Here is a 16,371-nt window from a genome sequence, read left to right as displayed (position 1 = left end):
CTATTAGCCGCCGGCCTTTATCATTTGTGCTGTTGTGCAGTGATAGAGCATGTCGAACGCCGATATAACGGTTTCTTTGCCTACCACAAATGGATTGTTTGCGGCATTTTCTGAGCTATCAATTGCTATTGCTGATTTATTGATTTCAGCAAGCTTTTTGTCACTACCGTCGCGTTTAGGGTGGTTGGACAGGAAAACGTCGATATTTTCTACTAACGCCAGACGGCGCATTTTGGTGGCAGATTCAGTATACGCTTTTATGCGTTCAACATCAGGGCCGTAATTAAGGCCTGTGCCGCCCCACAATATAGCTTTGTGCGTAGCGCCATCATTGGCATCATCTTTTTCCACTGCCTTGAACATCACAGAGAGAGTTCCTGGCGTGTGGCCCGGAGTGAGGTAAAAAGTAAACGTATTATTGCCTACAGTCAGTGTAGTTTCGTCATCGACTCCAATACTAACACCTACTTTTCGAGCAGGGGCTTCGCCCCAACGCGGGCTGCTAAAGCCATCGGCACCCGCCGCTAACCAGTTCCATTCGTGATTACTCATTATAATTTTAGGCGAATAAAGCTTGCTAATAAGTGACTGTCCGCCGTAGTGACTGTCCGCCGTAGTGATCGCCATGGCCATGGCCATGAGTAATGATTAAATGAGAAATAGGCTTGTTGTCTAAACCAAGAGCAGCAAGACCGTCGATAATGTATTGTTGAGCTTGAGCCTCATTATTTAACGCATCAATTAGCACAATTGATTCGCCGGTATCGACTGCCCAGCTAGATACGTTGCCCGCACCAACAAAGTAGACATTTTCAAAAATTTGCGTAGGCGGCAGCGAGTTTTTTTTGCTTTGGCCTTTGCGTTTAGGATAATGAGAGCGTGATGGTTTGTGGTTTGCGTTTTCTTTGCGCTGTTTCGAGTGCTCACTGCGTTTAACACTCATATCTCGCAGCGGGCTATCAATGTCACATAAGCTAAGGCGTGTTGATCTTTCGTGATTAGTTTTTGAACAGCATGGTAAAGAGTTATAATTTGCTTCGCCAAAAGTAAAAGAACAACTCACTACCATGCCAAGACTAATGCTAACTGATAAGCGGTGGCAAAAGCTACTTCAAGTAATGAAGAGCACTGGCCGCATTTACAACAAACCAGAACATAGAATGACGTTTGAAGGGATATTATTCCGGCTGAGAACCGGTATTCCTTGGCGTGATTTACCGGCAGAATTTGGCAGATGGAGCGCCGTTTATCGCCGATTCAATTTATGGTCAAAGAAAGGTTTATTGAATATGTTATTCAATGAGTTAGCTAAACTAGCTGATTACGATTGGGTCTTTGCTGACGGTTCAATTATTAAAGCTCATCAGCATAGTACCGGAGCTGCTACTACTGATAATGAATGCATTGGAAAGAGCCGAGGTGGTAACTCAACAAAAATTCATCTAGCCGTGGATAGTGGCGGGCTCCCCATATATTTTGAACTGTCAGAAGGCCAGAGAAATGATATCGCTCGCGCTCAAAGTCTAGTTGATCACTTAAGAGAAGTTAACATTTTCGTCGGCGACAAAGGGTACGATAGTGATACTTTGAGGAAATATATTGAAGCTAAAGGTGGTGCTTCAGTCATACCCAAACGAAACTATGGTCAGGATATAGATAAAGACAGCGTTGATTGGTGTCTCTATAAATATCGTCACCTTGTTGAAAACGCCTTTGCTCGAATAAAGCATTATCGTTCAATATCAACGAGGTATGAAAAATTAGCAAGGAATTATGCCAGCATGGTATCACTGGCATTTTCAATGATGTGGCTACCCATGTACTGCTGAGTGAAATATGTACAGCAAAGATCAACAGACCCTAGCAAAACCAGGAAATTTATCGCTATGGCGCAGCCCTTTTTGAGCCGCGTCGTAGGCTAAGTCCATACGCGATTCTTGCTTGGATTTTTTATAAGAACTTTGTCCATAAGCGTCTGAGTCATAAAAAGCCTCAGCATAAGCTAAAGGAGACAAGCTATTAATAAGCAGCACTTTAACAATAAGCTGCACAAAATTTTTGTACGCTATGAAACGTCCTTCTAGTAAACGCATTAGAACACCCAATTAATACCTAACCACAGTCTGCGGCCGTCTTCTACGTAGCCAAATTCCTCGTAGCGCATAGTTTTATCGAGTACGTTATATAAGCCTGTTTGCAATTTTATATGTCGGGTTAGTCGCGTGTTGTAACCAATATCAAAAAGGCCTACACCGGGTGATAAAATTGAGCGTGATGATACTGAAGTAAGCGCCGTCTCTTTTCCACGCACTGTCCAGCGCGACCAAATTTCGCTTTCACCGCTCAAACGATACGTGGTATTTAAGGTGAATAAATGCTTAGGCTGCTGAACTAGCGGAAGCCCTTCATTTACACCTGTTTCTTGCTCTGAGCGGGTAAAGCTGTAAGCTGCTCAAAGCCAGACGCCGTTACCGTAATGTTTTCAATGGCACGTTTTTGTGCGGCGCTGTTTTCAACCGCATCGTCATTATTGGTTTGGGCAACAGCTGTACCGAAAAGAGCACTTATTAGTGATAAAAAAATGAAAGACCTGAACATGCATTTTAAACGATTAAGTTTGATTTAGAATGTAGATGATAATTATTTTCATTTAAAAGTAAATAAAAAAGTTAAGTTCAAGTAACGTTTAACTCATTTTAGATACGCGATTTTTATACTGTAACTTCTTCGATACCGGCTTCAATGTTTAAAAAGCGCGCAAAGGTAAAAAGAAAATCGCTTAATCGATTAAGGTAAGCGTGCACCACGTCGGGAACTTCGTAGTGCTTGGCCAAACTAATTACTGCGCGCTCTGCTCTGCGGCATACCGCACGACATACATGGGCTTGTGCTGCTTGTTTGCTGCCGCCTGGCAGTACAAATGAGGTGTTAGGCGGCATTTTATTAGTTAACTCGTCAATGAGATTTTCTAGTCGTTCAATATCACTATCTTTTAGGGTAGAGCTTGCCGAGATGGCAAATCCTGCTTGAAACAAATTACGCTGTATAGTGTGCAAATACTCATGATGATGAGTGGCAACTAATGACGCTAATAGCCCTATTTGGCTATTTAACTCGTCAATATCACCATAGCTTTGTACTACTAAGTCATCCTTGTCTACTCGCACTGCTTTGTCTGCATATATCTGAGTACTGCCTTTATCGCCTGTACGGGTATAGATTTTCATGAAACCAGCTTCCTAATCTTGTGTATCTTCTGCAATGGGGCGTTTGTATCGGCGAATTTGCACGATAAAGCCAAACAATGGATGGTCGAAATAATGCAGCTGTTCACTAATCACCCTGCGTTGCTCGGCCAGTGGGATTGACACAAGTTGATAAGCTAACTGCTGAGGTTCAGTAGGCGTTAGCTCTGCGTTCTCTTGCGTATTCTCTTGTGTAGTCTCTTGTGTGTTCCCTTCTGCATTGGCAGGTGTATCAATACCTGAGCTTAAAAACGTTTCAGGCACAGGGTGACGATAAAATAATTCGCTGTCGATATGCAGATAGGGCACGCGATTTATGTATTTCAAAAACACCTTCATGCGACCGTCAATTTCCCATATAGGCGTCTGTTCGTTGTTGCCATTTTCAGTACTTGATACTTCACCATTGTCTTCGCGTTTTAATGACTGTAATTCATGAAACGTAATGGGTGAGGGTGCTTGCAGTTTCGCATCTAACTGAGCAAAAAAATCATTGTTGGTGTTGTAAAGGCTAGATGCTGAACTTGATGCTGCGCTTGTTGACGTGCTGGAGGGTGAGCCTGAGTATAAGTTCGGCTCTGAGCTTGATACAAGGTTAGATGCTGCGTTTCGTGCCGCCTCGTTCTGTAAAAAGCCTTGAGAATTCTGCGAAGCGTTATCATCAAGCATGAACGTACTTTGCGCTGAACTCGGCTCTACTTCATTGCCGTCAACATTAAACTGATCGGCATAGTTGATACCGCCAAATAGACGGACGTTAAACGCATTGTTCTTACCGAAATTCACCGGCTGACGCCATGCTACATGAAGCAGTCGCTCTAGGGCTCGGTTAGAACGAATTTGTCGTGAAATAGACGTTAGTTCATGTGTGTCACTTGAAAGTAAATGGGACGACGCACTTAACGGCCAATCGTTACCTTCTATAACAACAGGTAACTGTTTAGGGGCTGGTAAACGATTGTCTACTACGTGCTCTTGCCATTGGTATCCATTTGCTTGTGCTTTTACGCTCAACCAAGGTTTTGACATTTCGCAATAGGTAAATGCTGGCGTAGTAACGGCTGGCAGCGAATCGACACCAAAAAATGATGCCCAATAAGACGCTATTGTTTGCGGCGTTGGTGCTGGTTCAGCGGCAGATAAATCGTAATCTGAATTTGTAGCAGCTACACCATCGATATCATCGATACTCGTTATATCTGCAGATGCTAATGTAGAGTTCGGCTGTAGCGAGTCTAACTCAGGGGAAGATAATGCGTTCTCTACTGGGCTTTGTGCTGGGTTTTCTACTAGGTTTTGTTCTGAGCTTGTTGCTGCATCGCTCTGGTTATTTATACCACTCTGGGCAGTCGTGTCGCTCTGGCTACTTATACCGCTCTGGGCAGTTATGTCGCTCTGGGCAGTGCTATCTATCAGGGCTCTTTCTTCGCTTTGGGCTTTTGTTTCGCTCTGGGCTTTTTTTCCGCTCTGGGCAATAGAAACTGGCTGCGCCAAGAAGTCTTGATCGTGTTTAGGAACAGTCAACGCCGGATATTCAGGCCATGTAATCGGCAATTCGCTCTGCGGCTGGCCGTCGGCATCGCATGTGGCCAAATTTTGTTTTATCAGGCTAATGTCTGGCATAACCACAGCGCTGATAACATCTACCTCGGTGGCTGGCGTGTCGAAGGTATCAGCGAGTTTAAACTGTTCTTCAAGTTGAGTGAGAGCGGTGTTGCGTTTAAACGCCACCACCTCCACATCAAACCACCAGTCTTCATTAGCATGAGATGGCGTGGTAGCAACTGCGGCCAATACCGCAGTAAGTGTGCACCAGCGAAATAACGTCATGTTATCGCGACTCCTTTGCAAAATCGGCAATGATATCGCTAATAAACGCAATGCGCTCTTTAGCTGTTTCGGTTTTCTTCACTAAGCGAAGTTTTTGGCTTCCCTCAAATTTAAAGGTATTCGGTTTAGTTTGAACCTGTTTAATAATGTAAGCAGGGTTAACCGTGGTATTTTCTTTAAATTCCATGGTACCGCCTTGCGCTGACAAGTCTACTTTGAGAATTCCTATGGCCGCCGCCCTTATCTTAATTTCCGCTACATCAATAAGATTTTTAGCGGGCTCTGGCAACAGCCCAAAACGGTCAATACATTCTACCTGAAACTCATCGATATCGTCTTGCGTTGTGCAGCTTGCTAAGCGTTTGTATAGCGATAAACGGGTGTTCACATCGGCAATATAATCTTCAGGCAGAAGGGCCGGTATGCGCAGCTCTACTTCTGTGTGCCCAGACATAGCATCGTCTAGCGATGGCTCTCTGCCATCTTTAAGCGCGTTTACTGCTTTATCCAGCATGTCCATATAAAGACTAAAACCGATGCTGGCGATTTGACCTGATTGGTCGTCACCTAATAGTTCACCAGCACCGCGAATTTCTAAGTCGTGGGTAGCAAGCGCAAATCCAGCGCCTAAATCTTCTAACTGAGCAATGGCGTCTAGACGCTTGCCGGCGTCTTTGGTCATGCGTTTAGGGTGAGGCGTTAGCAAATACGCATAGGCTTGGTGGTGAGAGCGACCCACACGCCCGCGCAACTGATGCAGCTGCGCTAAACCTAAATGATCGGCCCTGTCCATAATAATGGTATTTGCACTTGGCACATCAATACCAGTTTCAATAATAGTGGTACACACTAACACGTTATAACGCTGGTGATAAAAGTCGCTCATCACGCCTTCTAAGTCGCGTTCACGCATTTGACCATGGCCAACGGCAATGCGAGCCTCTGGCACTATTTCCGCTATTTCTTCTGCAGTGCGAGCAATACTTTCCACTTCGTTATGCAGGAAGTAAACCTGACCACCACGCAAAATTTCACGCATAATGGCTTCACGTATAGTGGCCTTATTACGCTGTTGAACAAAGGTTTTTATAGACAGGCGCCTAGCAGGTGGCGTAGCGATAATGGAAAGATCTCGCATGCCAGAAAGCGCCATATTAAGCGTGCGCGGAATAGGGGTTGCGGTAAGGGTAAGAATATCTACATCGGCCCTGAGTGATTTGAGTTTTTCTTTTTGACGTACACCAAAGCGATGCTCTTCGTCGATAATTACCAAGCCCAAATCTTTGTATTTTATATCGCTAGACAGCAGTTTGTGGGTTCCCACCACAATGTCTACTTTGCCTTCGCCAAGGCGCTCAACCACGTCTTTTTGAGCCTTTCCACTTACGAATCGGCTCATTACTTCTATTTCAAAAGGCCAGTCGGCAAAGCGATCTTTGAAGTTCTCGTAGTGCTGCTGAGCGAGCAGAGTAGTGGGTACGAGTATTGCCACCTGCTTGCCGTGATTAGCGGCTAAGAACGCGGCGCGCATTGCGACTTCGGTTTTGCCGAAGCCCACATCGCCACACACCAGGCGATCCATAGCCAGCGGATTGCCCATGTCATGCATAACTGCGGCAATTGCCTGCGCCTGATCGGGAGTTTCTTCAAAAGGAAAACTGTCGGAAAACTTTTGATAGTCATCCCAATTAATTTGATAAGCAAAGCCGGGCTTGGCGGCACGACGAGCGTATACATCTAATAGTTCGGCAGCGACGTCGCGTACTTTTTCAGCGGCTTTTTGCTTAGCTCTCGACCAAGCGTCTGAGCCTAATGAGTTAACCGGTGCGCTATCGGCATCGCCACCGGTATAGCGAGAAATTAAATGCAGCGACGCAACAGGCACATATAGTTTCGACTGCTTAGCATACTCTATACACAGATATTCAGTTGTTACACCGCCAGCATCTAACGTTTGCAGGCCAAGGTAGCGACCTACACCATGATCTAAATGCACTACAGGTTGCCCAATAGAAAGCTCTGCCAAGTTTCTGATAATAGCGCTTTCGTCGGTTGCGGTGCGTTTGTCGCGTAGGCGTCGTTGGCTAACCTTGTGGCCTAGCAGCTCGGTTTCAGTGATAAAGAGCAGTTCGCCTTCTTCACTCTTCCAGCGAAAGCTATGCTCTACCATGCCCACAGTAATGCCAATGGTATCGTGACTAGACAGAAAGTCGTTGAACGTATCAACGGCTTTAGGCTTTATTCCTGCTTTGGCCAGTACCGTTAATAAACCTTCTCGTCTTCCTTGCGTTTCTGCACAAAACAGTATTTTGGCGCCCTGTTTCTGTGCTTCATTAACCGTGGCAATTAAACGCTCTGCTGGAACCTTTTTTTGCGAGTTGATCGCAATGTCATCTATTTGTTCGCAATGTAAATTGAAGCTTCCTACTTTTTCTTCAATCACCCTGCTTGCAAGTGACGCTCTTGGCCACTGTTTGATATTGCCGAACAGTTCGTCGATGGGTAAGAAAAGCTCGTTAGGAGCCAGCAGTGGACGCGCTAGGTTATAACGGTACTGCTCGTAGCGCTCTTTAACATCGGCCCAGAAAAATTCGCTGGCGTCTTTTACATTGCCGTGGAGCAGTAACAAGCTTTTGGGGTGAAGATAATCGAACAAAGTTGCGGTTTGTTCAAAAAATAGCGGTAAGTAATACTCTACGCCACTTGGCATTGTGCCTTTACTTACCTGCGAGAAAATACTCTCTGAGGCATTGTTAGCGTCAAACCTTTCTAGGAAATTTTGTCGAAATAGCGTTATTGCCTCTTTGTCGGTAGGAAACTCACGAGCGGGAAGCAAACGAATTTTGTTTACCGAATCGCCGGAACGCTGGGTTTCGGTATCGAAGTATCGAATAGAGTCTATTTCATCATCAAACAGGTCTATTCTGAACGGCTGATCGCTGCCCATAGGGAAAAGATCGATAATACTACCGCGAACTGAAAATTCGCTGTGACTCATTACCTGACTGACGTGGAGGTATCCTGCTTGCTCTAGGTTGCGTCTAAATTCGTCGCGGTCTAGCGTGTCGCCTTTATTCAGCATCAACAAATATTTAGCAAGGTAATGCGTTGGCGCAAGACGCTGCATTAGCGTGTTAACGGGAACAATAAATATGCCGTCTACTTGCTGAGTAAAACGAAACAGGGTTTCTAGGCGCTGAGAAACAATATCCTGATGAGGGGAGAACGAGTCGTAGGGCAAAGTTTCCCAATCAGGAAATAACGTAATAGGGACGTCTTTGGCCGAAGGCCTGTTTGCCATAAAAAACGCGAGTTCTTTTTCTAGCTTCATTGCCGACGGCGTGTCGGCGGTAATAAGCACTATTGGGCCCTTGTACTGGGCCTGCGCTTGGCTAATACAAAGCGCGGTGCTGCTACCTTGTAATTGCCCCCATTGCTTATGATCCTGAGACGATGCGTCTTTCTTCTGCGCCGGAAGAGGCAGTGATAATAAGGTGGCTGTCATGACGTCCTATAACTGTTTAATACAATTTATACCAATGTAAGATGGCAATGAGTACTGCTAGTGGTGCCGTTTAGGATCCAGATTTTTTCTCTTTTGCTCGCTTTCTAAGCTGCTGCGTTTGAATGTGCAGGCTAGCGCGCACGAGTAATTCCTGGTCTTGCTCGCGAATGGCACTAAAAATAAACGCTATATGGTAGCTATCTTCTACGGGCTCGCAAGTAATAACTTCGCCGTAACAGAATATGGCCGCTGCTTCAGCATCTAAAAACAATTTTAGCTCGGCAAGTGCGCCTACTTCTAATGATGTGTCAGACTCGACAACAACACCGCCGCCGCCAAATTTTACCGAGCGGTAGCGCTGCTGCGGGTCGTCTTGCTGGTGCAGAACAAACGACATCATAAGGTCTATTTTTCTAGACTGATGATTAAGAAAGTCGGCGAGGGATTCAGCATGGTCGCCGAGGTTGCGAAGAGGTCGTATTGCTTGCGCTTCAATTGTGGCCATTTCGCTGGCGATACGAAATGCGTAAGGCATTGCGTCTTCTATTGCATCTTCAGCGGGCACACTTTCACCTTCGGCAAGAGGCCGAATGTTAACATTGATGTTCGAAGCGATTGAAAAATACTCTTCGAATTGGGCTTTTTTTTCTTCTAGACTAAGTGTGCTCACATCATACCTCTGCCACTAATTCTTGTGCAGCCAGTAGCTTACACGTAGTATACGCACTTTACTATTTTGGGTGAATCTCGTCATCTTGCTTTTTGATTTAACATGGTAATACGCACTGTAAAAAGCTCGAACATTTGTTAGCTTAGACAATCTCTGCCGTTTTGTGAGTAAGATTATGCTGTTTCTTGAAAAGCTGCGTGTTAGTTGTGTTGTGTTCAGTGGCGAGAGAGATTTTACTATTTATTCTAAATACAAGGCGCTATGTCCTATCTTCTTTCAGCATCTATAGCTTATCGTTATGCCAAATCGAGAAAAGCGAATCAAACTAGCTTTGTATCTTTTATCAATCGCTTTTCGGTAGCCGGTATCGCCCTTGGTTTAATGGCGCTAATTATTGTTGTTTCAGTTATGAACGGCCTTGAAGGCCAATTAAAGCAGCGCATTCTAGGCATTGTTCCCCATATTGAAATTACCTCTGATGCCAAGTCAGATATCAAGGAAACCATCACCAAAGCCCACACATCCGCGAAAACGAATACAAAGTCGAATACAAAGACACCCACGTTAAGCGAAAACCCCGTTTCAGAGACACCCACGCAAAATAGTTCACAAGTCGTCAAAGAGGCCATAACAGAGACACCCATGCAACCAGTCGCAGACGAGGGCGAAATTTTTGATACTTCAACCCCATCGTTGCTAGATCTAATCAATAGCTATCTTAGCAAGACACCCATGCAAGAGGTTCTTGCCGTAATGGCCTACAGAGAAACCGAAGCCGTTGTTCAGTCGCGCAAAGATTTGAGGGGAGTTCAACTACACGGTATCCAGCCCCTGGGCATGAAACAGCACACTATGGTGGCGAATAACATGGAGCAGGGGCGCTTCTCTGATTTAGAGTCTGGTAGCTTTAGAGTAATAGTAGGGCGCGCATTGGCACTTAAACTCGATGTGAGAGTGGGCGACAGAATGCGAGTAATGGTAGCTGGTGCCAGCGTTTACACTCCGTTTGGTCGCATGCCTAGTCAACGTTTGGTGACTGTTTCGGGAATATTCGATATGGGTTCGCAGATGGACGACAAAGTGCTGTATATGAATATTGATGATGTAAATAGACTCGTGCGCGACCCCAAAGCCAAGGGCGAGTCGGTAAGACTGTTTTTAAATGACGCGTTTAATTACCTTGCCATCGTAAATACCCTAAAAGCAGAGCTTGGTGTAAGAGCATCACACATCAAAACTTGGCGAGAAAGACAAGGGCCCTTGTTTGACGCAGTAAAAATGGAAAAAAATATGATGATGCTAATGCTGTTGCTCATTATTGCCGTTGCCGCGTTTAACATTATATCTGCCCTGGTGATGGTGGTGTCTGAGAAACAAGGGGACATTGCGGTATTGCAAACCCAAGGAATGACGCCAAAAACAATTATGCTCATTTTCATACTAAACGGCTTGTTTAATGGCGTAAAAGGCGCGGGAATAGGATTAATACTTGGGTGTCTCGTTACTAGTCAGTTAAATAACATACTCGAGCTGGTTAATTCTCCTCTTGCTCTTGCTGCAGACGGCAGCGGTTTACCAATTGAAATGGATATTTCGCAAATTGCGAGTATTACCTTGTTTTCAATGTTACTGTGCATTGCAGCGAGTATTTACCCTGCGTATAAAGCGATGCAAATTCAGCCATCGCAGGCACTGCAGAACGAATGATAAACAGCATGATTTAATGAGTTTTCCGTGCAAATTGGTGTGAAGTTCACTATACTCGCGGTCTTTTAAATTTCGCCCAGTGAGACGTTATGAACAAGAATTTTATCACCTCGCAATCGTTACTTCAGGACTCCTTTCGCTTGGCCGCTAAGGTATATGAAGACGGCTTCCGTCCAGACTTCATCATAGGAATTTGGCGAGGTGGCGCACCAATAGGTATTGCAGTGCAGGAATTCTTTGAGTTCAAAGACACTTCTACCGACCACATAGCGGTGCGCACATCGTCTTATTACGGTATTAATCAGCAATCAAAAGAGATCCGTGTGCACGGGTTACATTACCTGGTAGAAAACGCTAATGCTGGCGATAAACTTTTGATAGTTGACGATGTTTTTGACTCTGGTCGCAGCGTAGATGCGCTAATTAAGCAAATTAACAAGCTTATGCGTTTAAATATGCCGAAAGATATTCGTATAGCGTGCCCTTGGTACAAACCGCAAAATAACACCACAGATATCGTACCAGACTATTATGTTAACGAAAGTGATGAATGGTTGGTATTTCCGCATGAAATTGCAGGCTTGTCTGAAGAAGAAATTCGCGCTGGAAAAGGCGAGTTGGCAGAAGTTATGGATATTCTTTTCGATAAGTAATAGTGCTATTTGCGGTGTGGTTTGGTGTTGTTCAACATATGCAACATAATCACGTTTAAGATAATACGTTCAAGATAATTACGCTCAAGATAATTACGCTCAAGATAAGCACGTTCAACATAACTAAGCATTAACCCCGCTAACCACGAAAAGGCCGCTGTGTAAGCTTACTTAAGCTAATTTATACACCGCGGCTTTTTGTTTGCTGTTAGTCATCTAAATTAGCGCGGTTCTCATCACTTGCTACCGGAAGCGTTAGTGTAAAGGTAGTGCCTACGTTCACCTCGCTATCTACCTCTATTTTACCGCCCATAGAGTCAATAATAGAAAAAGAGATATAAAGGCCGAGTCCTGTACCTTTACCCGTTGGTTTTGTGGTATAGAAGGGGTCGAAAAGCTTCTCTAAATTGCTTTTTTCAATGCCGCTGCCTGTGTCCTTAACTTTTACAATAACATGTGAGCCATTGCTCTGGGCATCACAATACGAGCGCACCGTGAGTTTACCTCCTTCATCCATAGCTTGGGCCGCATTAACAAATAAGTTAACTAAAACCTGATTGATTTTACCGGTTTTGCCCTGAATGAGAGGAACGTCTGCCAAGTCTGTCTCAATAGTGACCTTGTGTTTCATTTCACTGTTAACAAGGCGTAACCCATTGGTGATACAGTGGTTTATATTAACAGTGTCGTCATCCGAAACATCAGAGCTATGAGAAAATGCACGCAGGCTGGTTATAATCTCTGTGACACGATTGAGCCCTTCAGCCGACTCTTCGCAAATATCAGCAATTTCATCAACAATGGGGCCAATTTTATTCCCGCTAACCCATTGCTTTGCTTTATCAGCAATGTGGGCCCGTTGTTCGTCATCCTTAGCCATTGCGAGTTCGGCAACTATCTCTTGCATGTTAGTGAGCGAGGGCAATACCTCTTTAATGAACATCATGTTGCTATTAACAAACGCAATGGGATTATTAATTTCATGTGCTACGCCCGCTGCCAGAAGGCCGAGAGAGGCCATTTTCTCTGAAGAAATAAGGCTTTTCTCTACCTGAGCTTTTTCTTCTTTTAGCTTAATTGTTTCCAAAGCCATTAATTTGGCCTGAACACTCATCGACATTTGTTGCGTAAAAGTACGGTAGCGGTTTGCCATGTCAACGTACTCTTGGGTGTAGAACCCCAGCGTTTGATGACCAAACACCATTACAGCCTGTTGATGATGCACTCTGAAAGGGCAGTACAGAGCAGATGTGATTGGCGCTTCTAGTAGGGGCAAGTGCGCTTGCCATGTAGGCTGAAGCTTAATGTTGAAAAGGGCAACCGGTGAACTTTTAATTGCCCTAGACAGTGTATCATCAACGTCCCAAAGGGTGCCTATAAGCTGCGGGTGGGTGCTGTTTGTACAGCGCATTTTCCCTTTGCTATCGTTTTCCAAAACAAAGCAGACGTCGTAGCTGTACAAACTGCGAAAAATACCAAACATTTTGGTGTACAGCTCTTGCTCGTTTCTTGCGGTGAGAAGCGCTCGGGTACCCGCTAATAAGGCATCGCTTTCTTTTTTATGTGCCTCTGCTTGCTCTTTTAGTCGATAGACAAGGGCTAAGTCTTCGAGAACGTTTTCGTAATCCTTACTCATTAAGAAAAACTACCATTTAGAAAAAACTACTGCTGATATCATCAAGTTGCCATGCCTGTTTGTACCGTCTAAAAATCGCCCCTGCTCACCAAAGGTATAGGTGCCGCAAATGGGTAAATGCCCAAAGGTCTTCTGGAGTGACTCGAGCATAGGGTGTATTTCGTCACCTACAGTTAGGCGACAGCCAGCACAATATACTAGCAGAACACCTGCCGGCTCTCTATCATCCGGTAGAAGCATTATCGCATTGTTGATCACGCGTTCAGCACGGGCGGTTAAACTGGCAATGCTGCCTTCCATTAGAACCAGTTCTTCGCCTTCGGTCACCTGTGAAAATACATTCAGGCCACCGTCTTCGCACACTTGATCTGGGTGACACAGCAGGTAATTCAATGCGCCATTTTCTAATTGAACCGGCCGACCTAATGGTGCGGTAGAGGTAAGTCCAAGTATTTGACCTCCAGACAGTTGGTTGTTAATAAGCCCGTTTGTGGCCTCGTTATAGGCTACACTCGCAGCAGTGCCATTGAGTTCTAATATGTGTCTGTTATTCGCTTTTGTGGCAATAAACTCGGTATTGGTGGGCTTGTATCCAGAGCTATAGCTTAGTCCTAGCGGTGACGAAGGATACATTACAGCCACTGCAACGCAATTTGCACCGCTGTGCTGTTGGGTGCAAATAAACCAATTGCCCTCTACTGTATTATCGGCCGCTGACCCGCCAAAAATGGGCACCTGCTCACCGACAACGCTGGTAAAGCCATTTAAGATATCCTCTTCTTCACCGGGCGGTAACGCACACCATATAAGCGATGGACTTTCAAAAGGCCTGCCTGCATTTTTAAGCGCACTTTCAAGGGCACTGGCGCCGGCGTCAAAAGCACTGACTTCTGAGCAATCAGCGCTTCCAACACCAAACGCGCCATCTTCATCAGTGATGGATAACACAGAAAGCCCAGCATCGGCTTTGGCATGGACGTCATTACATATTAAGCTGCCAAGACAAGACGAAGCGATTAAAAATGGGACTTTTGTCTCGGCGAGAGAGGCGGCAATCACTGCTGGATTGTGATGTGCATTCGTATAGGCAACCAGCAACGAGGCATTTTTGTCGTCACGGATTGAACGAGTGAGCTCGTCAGCGGCTAAAGAGGTCTCTCTTTGATCAGATGAATAGGTTTGTATTAGCATAGTGTATATCTACATAACAACCAGAAGTAGTTTTGATAGCTCTAGTGTAGAAGAAAATAAGTTAAACACTTATTAACAATTAGTTATAAATATCAATTTGTTTTTAGCACTCTGGCCTATCGATTTATACTGAAAGGCTCAGAGGAAGTGACTAAAGGGTTGATATTGAGGTTCAGCCAAAGCTTGCTGAATAGCGAAGGCAGAAGGCAGAGTGAAATAACAGTCGTTTTGAAATCGTAGCGGCGCAATTACGTTTACACAGGTACTTCAAATAAGGCGGTGCGGGGGTCATTTATTGTCGAGATAGAACTTATCGTGGAACGTGTAGACCCATGTCGGCTGATAAATTACAAGCAGTGTTATGGCCATACCGTTTAAAAGAGCCTCTGGAAACACCAGTAGGGGAATAAGAACGATGTAATTCGAGAAAATAATATCCCATGTATACACACCTTCAATAAAATAATACCCACCTAATGTGAATGTTTTTAACGCAATGCCGATTGCGGCAGGGAAAAATGCGCACACGAAAATATAAACGAAAAGCTGTCGTGGTATGCGATGGAAAGAGAGCATAAAGAAAAAATACGTTACCGCGATAGGAAGCACATTGCCAAGTAGCCCGCTAATGCCAATGCTCTGCCAGCTGCCGTAACCAATAAAATGCGCCCCTATAAGCGCGATAAAGGATGAAATAACGGCGTAGCGAAAGCCTAACATCAATGTGAGTACAGAGAGGCCCAGAAAGTGTACGTCTAATCCCTCGAATATACCGGCTTTTAGCAGCCAAAGTACAAAGAGCGCCGCGGCAGTGCCAAACACCAAATGTTGTTGATGTTTGGTTTTCGCAAAGTGACCAAGATCTACTGTTTTAAGCGATGTTAAAACGAACAGCCCGTAAACCACTAGACCTAAGGTTTGCAATGTACTCACTGTTTCTCCTACGTTTTCACTCGACTACGCCGCTCGCGTTGTACGTCGATACTGCTATGTTATTTATAGGTTGCCCAAATAGGCGCATGGTCAGAGGGCTTTTCTATGCCTCTTAACTCGTAATCAATGCCCGCATCGCTTAATTTACTGTGTAGCGATGGCGTGGCAAGTATTAAGTCAATTCTTAAACCACGGTTGTCGTTGAAGCCTTTAGAGCGATAGTCGAACCACGAAAATTCATCACTTTTTTCTGGATTAAGAGAGCGATAGCTATCTTCAAATCCCCAATCTAAAAGCGTGTTTAGCCACTCTCTTTCTTCAGGCAAAAAGCTACATTTGCCGGTGCGTAACCAGCGCTTTTTGTTTTCTTCGCCTATGCCGATGTCTAAATCGGTGTGGGAAATATTTACATCACCCATAACAATCACGTTTTCATCTGGCGTGTGACTTTGATTTAAATACGACATAAGGTCTTGATAAAACTTTCGCTTGGCAGGGTATTTTGTTTCGTGCTTTTGATTTTCGCCCTGTGGAAAATATCCATTCAGGATGGTTACGGGCTCACCATTATCATTTGTCGTTTTAAGTATGATCATTCGACGCTGTGCATCTTCGTCGTCGGTAGGAAAACCCATCTCAACAGAGGTTGGCGCTTTTTTAGCTAAAAATGCTACGCCGTAGTGGCTTTTTTGACCGTGAAAAAAGACGTGGTAACCCATCTCTTCCACCGCTTTAACCGGGAACTGTTCATTGTGCACTTTGATTTCTTGCAGGCCAATGACGTCAGGCTGGTGAGTGTCTATAAGGGCTTGAAGCTGATGAAGACGGGCACGGATACCATTAATATTAAACGAGACTACTTTCATAAAATGTTTTTATTCAGATTTAACAATAGCGTTATGATATCAGAAACTGCTGCCAGAACTCACAAACGAAGTTGTTTCGCACAATTATGCAGCCAGACGGTTGTTGCTAAATCTCTTTCCTGCGCTTATTCATTA

16 protein-coding genes are annotated in these 16,371 nt (G+C 44.7%); 3 read left to right on the top strand and 13 right to left on the bottom strand.

Annotation, left to right across the window (positions count from 1 at the left end; all coding sequences use genetic code 11):
• Nucleotides 1-3: 3 nt before the first annotated feature.
• Entirely contained in the window at nucleotides 4-627 is a 624-nt protein-coding gene (locus CW735_RS12010; protein WP_157812685.1) for a hypothetical protein, read from the bottom strand.
• Nucleotides 578-943 carry an MBL fold metallo-hydrolase gene (locus CW735_RS12005; RefSeq protein WP_100972334.1) on the bottom strand — a complete coding sequence of 122 codons (366 nt, stop codon included), beginning with the start codon at nucleotides 941-943 and terminating at the stop codon, nucleotides 578-580. The genes CW735_RS12010 and CW735_RS12005 overlap by 50 nt, the downstream gene beginning before the upstream one ends.
• Before the next feature lie 124 nt (nucleotides 944-1,067).
• Here CW735_RS12005 and CW735_RS12000 point away from each other — a divergent pair, with 124 nt between their 5' ends.
• Nucleotides 1,068-1,829, top strand: coding sequence for an IS5 family transposase (locus CW735_RS12000; protein ID WP_100970740.1), 762 nt, complete (start codon nucleotides 1,068-1,070; stop codon nucleotides 1,827-1,829).
• Between the two features lie 21 nt (nucleotides 1,830-1,850).
• Here the strand turns inward: CW735_RS12000 and CW735_RS11995 are convergent, their stop codons facing one another.
• The 7 genes from CW735_RS11995 to CW735_RS11965 all read right to left on the bottom strand — a co-directional run bounded on the left by CW735_RS11995 (nucleotide 1,851) and on the right by CW735_RS11965 (nucleotide 9,250).
• Nucleotides 1,851-2,093, bottom strand: a complete 243-nt coding sequence (locus tag CW735_RS11995) for a hypothetical protein (RefSeq protein WP_100972332.1) — start codon at nucleotides 2,091-2,093, stop codon at nucleotides 1,851-1,853.
• A complete protein-coding gene (locus tag CW735_RS11990) occupies nucleotides 2,093-2,347 on the bottom strand; it encodes a hypothetical protein (protein ID WP_332249008.1) in 255 nt (84 codons plus the stop codon). The genes CW735_RS11995 and CW735_RS11990 overlap by 1 nt, the downstream gene beginning before the upstream one ends.
• A gap of 62 nt (nucleotides 2,348-2,409) precedes the next feature.
• Nucleotides 2,410-2,598 (bottom strand): hypothetical protein, encoded by a 189-nt coding sequence (locus CW735_RS11985; RefSeq protein WP_100972330.1) that lies wholly within the window; start codon nucleotides 2,596-2,598, stop codon nucleotides 2,410-2,412.
• A 113-nt stretch (nucleotides 2,599-2,711) separates the two neighbouring features.
• Nucleotides 2,712-3,227 carry a cob(I)yrinic acid a,c-diamide adenosyltransferase gene (locus CW735_RS11980; protein WP_071979217.1) on the bottom strand — a complete coding sequence of 172 codons (516 nt, stop codon included), beginning with the start codon at nucleotides 3,225-3,227 and terminating at the stop codon, nucleotides 2,712-2,714.
• A 12-nt stretch (nucleotides 3,228-3,239) separates the two neighbouring features.
• On the bottom strand, nucleotides 3,240-5,075 hold the full coding sequence (locus tag CW735_RS11975; RefSeq protein WP_100972327.1) for a CsiV family protein: 1,836 nt from the start codon (nucleotides 5,073-5,075) through the stop codon (nucleotides 3,240-3,242).
• 1 nt (nucleotide 5,076) lies between these two features.
• Nucleotides 5,077-8,580 (bottom strand): transcription-repair coupling factor, encoded by a 3,504-nt coding sequence (mfd, locus tag CW735_RS11970; protein WP_100972325.1) that lies wholly within the window; start codon nucleotides 8,578-8,580, stop codon nucleotides 5,077-5,079.
• 70 nt (nucleotides 8,581-8,650) lie between these two features.
• A complete protein-coding gene (locus CW735_RS11965; protein ID WP_100972323.1) occupies nucleotides 8,651-9,250 on the bottom strand; it encodes a PilZ domain-containing protein in 600 nt (199 codons plus the stop codon).
• Nucleotides 9,251-9,511: 261 nt separating this feature from the next.
• Here CW735_RS11965 and CW735_RS11960 point away from each other — a divergent pair, with 261 nt between their 5' ends.
• Nucleotides 9,512-10,957 carry an FtsX-like permease family protein gene (locus CW735_RS11960; protein WP_100972320.1) on the top strand — a complete coding sequence of 482 codons (1,446 nt, stop codon included), beginning with the start codon at nucleotides 9,512-9,514 and terminating at the stop codon, nucleotides 10,955-10,957.
• Nucleotides 10,958-11,046: 89 nt separating this feature from the next.
• The gene (locus tag CW735_RS11955; protein ID WP_071979212.1) at nucleotides 11,047-11,610 is read left to right on the top strand and encodes a phosphoribosyltransferase; all 564 of its coding nucleotides are present in this window, start codon (nucleotides 11,047-11,049) and stop codon (nucleotides 11,608-11,610) included.
• 208 nt (nucleotides 11,611-11,818) lie between these two features.
• On the opposite strand, the gene CW735_RS11950 is transcribed toward CW735_RS11955, so the two are convergent.
• The 4 genes from CW735_RS11950 to xthA all read right to left on the bottom strand — a co-directional run bounded on the left by CW735_RS11950 (nucleotide 11,819) and on the right by xthA (nucleotide 16,236).
• Nucleotides 11,819-13,246, bottom strand: coding sequence for an ATP-binding protein (locus tag CW735_RS11950; protein ID WP_100972318.1), 1,428 nt, complete (start codon nucleotides 13,244-13,246; stop codon nucleotides 11,819-11,821).
• 9 nt (nucleotides 13,247-13,255) lie between these two features.
• Nucleotides 13,256-14,437 (bottom strand): FIST signal transduction protein, encoded by a 1,182-nt coding sequence (locus CW735_RS11945; RefSeq protein WP_100972316.1) that lies wholly within the window; start codon nucleotides 14,435-14,437, stop codon nucleotides 13,256-13,258.
• A gap of 288 nt (nucleotides 14,438-14,725) precedes the next feature.
• Nucleotides 14,726-15,370, bottom strand: coding sequence for an energy-coupling factor ABC transporter permease (locus CW735_RS11940; RefSeq protein WP_071979209.1), 645 nt, complete (start codon nucleotides 15,368-15,370; stop codon nucleotides 14,726-14,728).
• 59 nt (nucleotides 15,371-15,429) lie between these two features.
• Nucleotides 15,430-16,236, bottom strand: a complete 807-nt coding sequence (gene xthA / locus CW735_RS11935) for an exodeoxyribonuclease III (RefSeq protein ID WP_071979208.1) — start codon at nucleotides 16,234-16,236, stop codon at nucleotides 15,430-15,432.
• Between the last annotated feature and the right edge of the window lie 135 nt (nucleotides 16,237-16,371).

The sequence above is a fragment of the Alteromonas sp. MB-3u-76 genome, from assembly GCF_002831605.1.
Taxonomy (GTDB): Bacteria; Pseudomonadota; Gammaproteobacteria; order Enterobacterales; family Alteromonadaceae; genus Alteromonas; species Alteromonas hispanica.
Note: the sequence above shows the minus strand (reverse complement) of the source record. Positions and strands in the feature narration are given on the sequence as shown.

Excerpts from the sequence above, each read along its gene's own strand:
- CW735_RS12010 (WP_157812685.1), bottom strand. The coding sequence starts at position 627 with ATGGCGATCACTACGGCGGACAGTCACTACGGCGGACAGTCACTTATT.
- CW735_RS12005 (WP_100972334.1), bottom strand. The coding sequence starts at position 943 with ATGAGTGTTAAACGCAGTGAGCACTCGAAACAGCGCAAAGAAAACGCA.
- CW735_RS12000 (WP_100970740.1), top strand. The coding sequence starts at position 1,068 with ATGCCAAGACTAATGCTAACTGATAAGCGGTGGCAAAAGCTACTTCAA.
- CW735_RS11995 (WP_100972332.1), bottom strand. The coding sequence starts at position 2,093 with ATGCGTTTACTAGAAGGACGTTTCATAGCGTACAAAAATTTTGTGCAG.
- CW735_RS11985 (WP_100972330.1), bottom strand. The coding sequence starts at position 2,598 with ATGTTCAGGTCTTTCATTTTTTTATCACTAATAAGTGCTCTTTTCGGT.
- CW735_RS11980 (WP_071979217.1), bottom strand. The coding sequence starts at position 3,227 with ATGAAAATCTATACCCGTACAGGCGATAAAGGCAGTACTCAGATATAT.
- CW735_RS11975 (WP_100972327.1), bottom strand. The coding sequence starts at position 5,075 with ATGACGTTATTTCGCTGGTGCACACTTACTGCGGTATTGGCCGCAGTT.
- mfd (WP_100972325.1), bottom strand. The coding sequence starts at position 8,580 with ATGACAGCCACCTTATTATCACTGCCTCTTCCGGCGCAGAAGAAAGAC.
- CW735_RS11960 (WP_100972320.1), top strand. The coding sequence starts at position 9,512 with ATGTCCTATCTTCTTTCAGCATCTATAGCTTATCGTTATGCCAAATCG.
- CW735_RS11955 (WP_071979212.1), top strand. The coding sequence starts at position 11,047 with ATGAACAAGAATTTTATCACCTCGCAATCGTTACTTCAGGACTCCTTT.
- CW735_RS11950 (WP_100972318.1), bottom strand. The coding sequence starts at position 13,246 with ATGAGTAAGGATTACGAAAACGTTCTCGAAGACTTAGCCCTTGTCTAT.
- CW735_RS11945 (WP_100972316.1), bottom strand. The coding sequence starts at position 14,437 with ATGCTAATACAAACCTATTCATCTGATCAAAGAGAGACCTCTTTAGCC.
- xthA (WP_071979208.1), bottom strand. The coding sequence starts at position 16,236 with ATGAAAGTAGTCTCGTTTAATATTAATGGTATCCGTGCCCGTCTTCAT.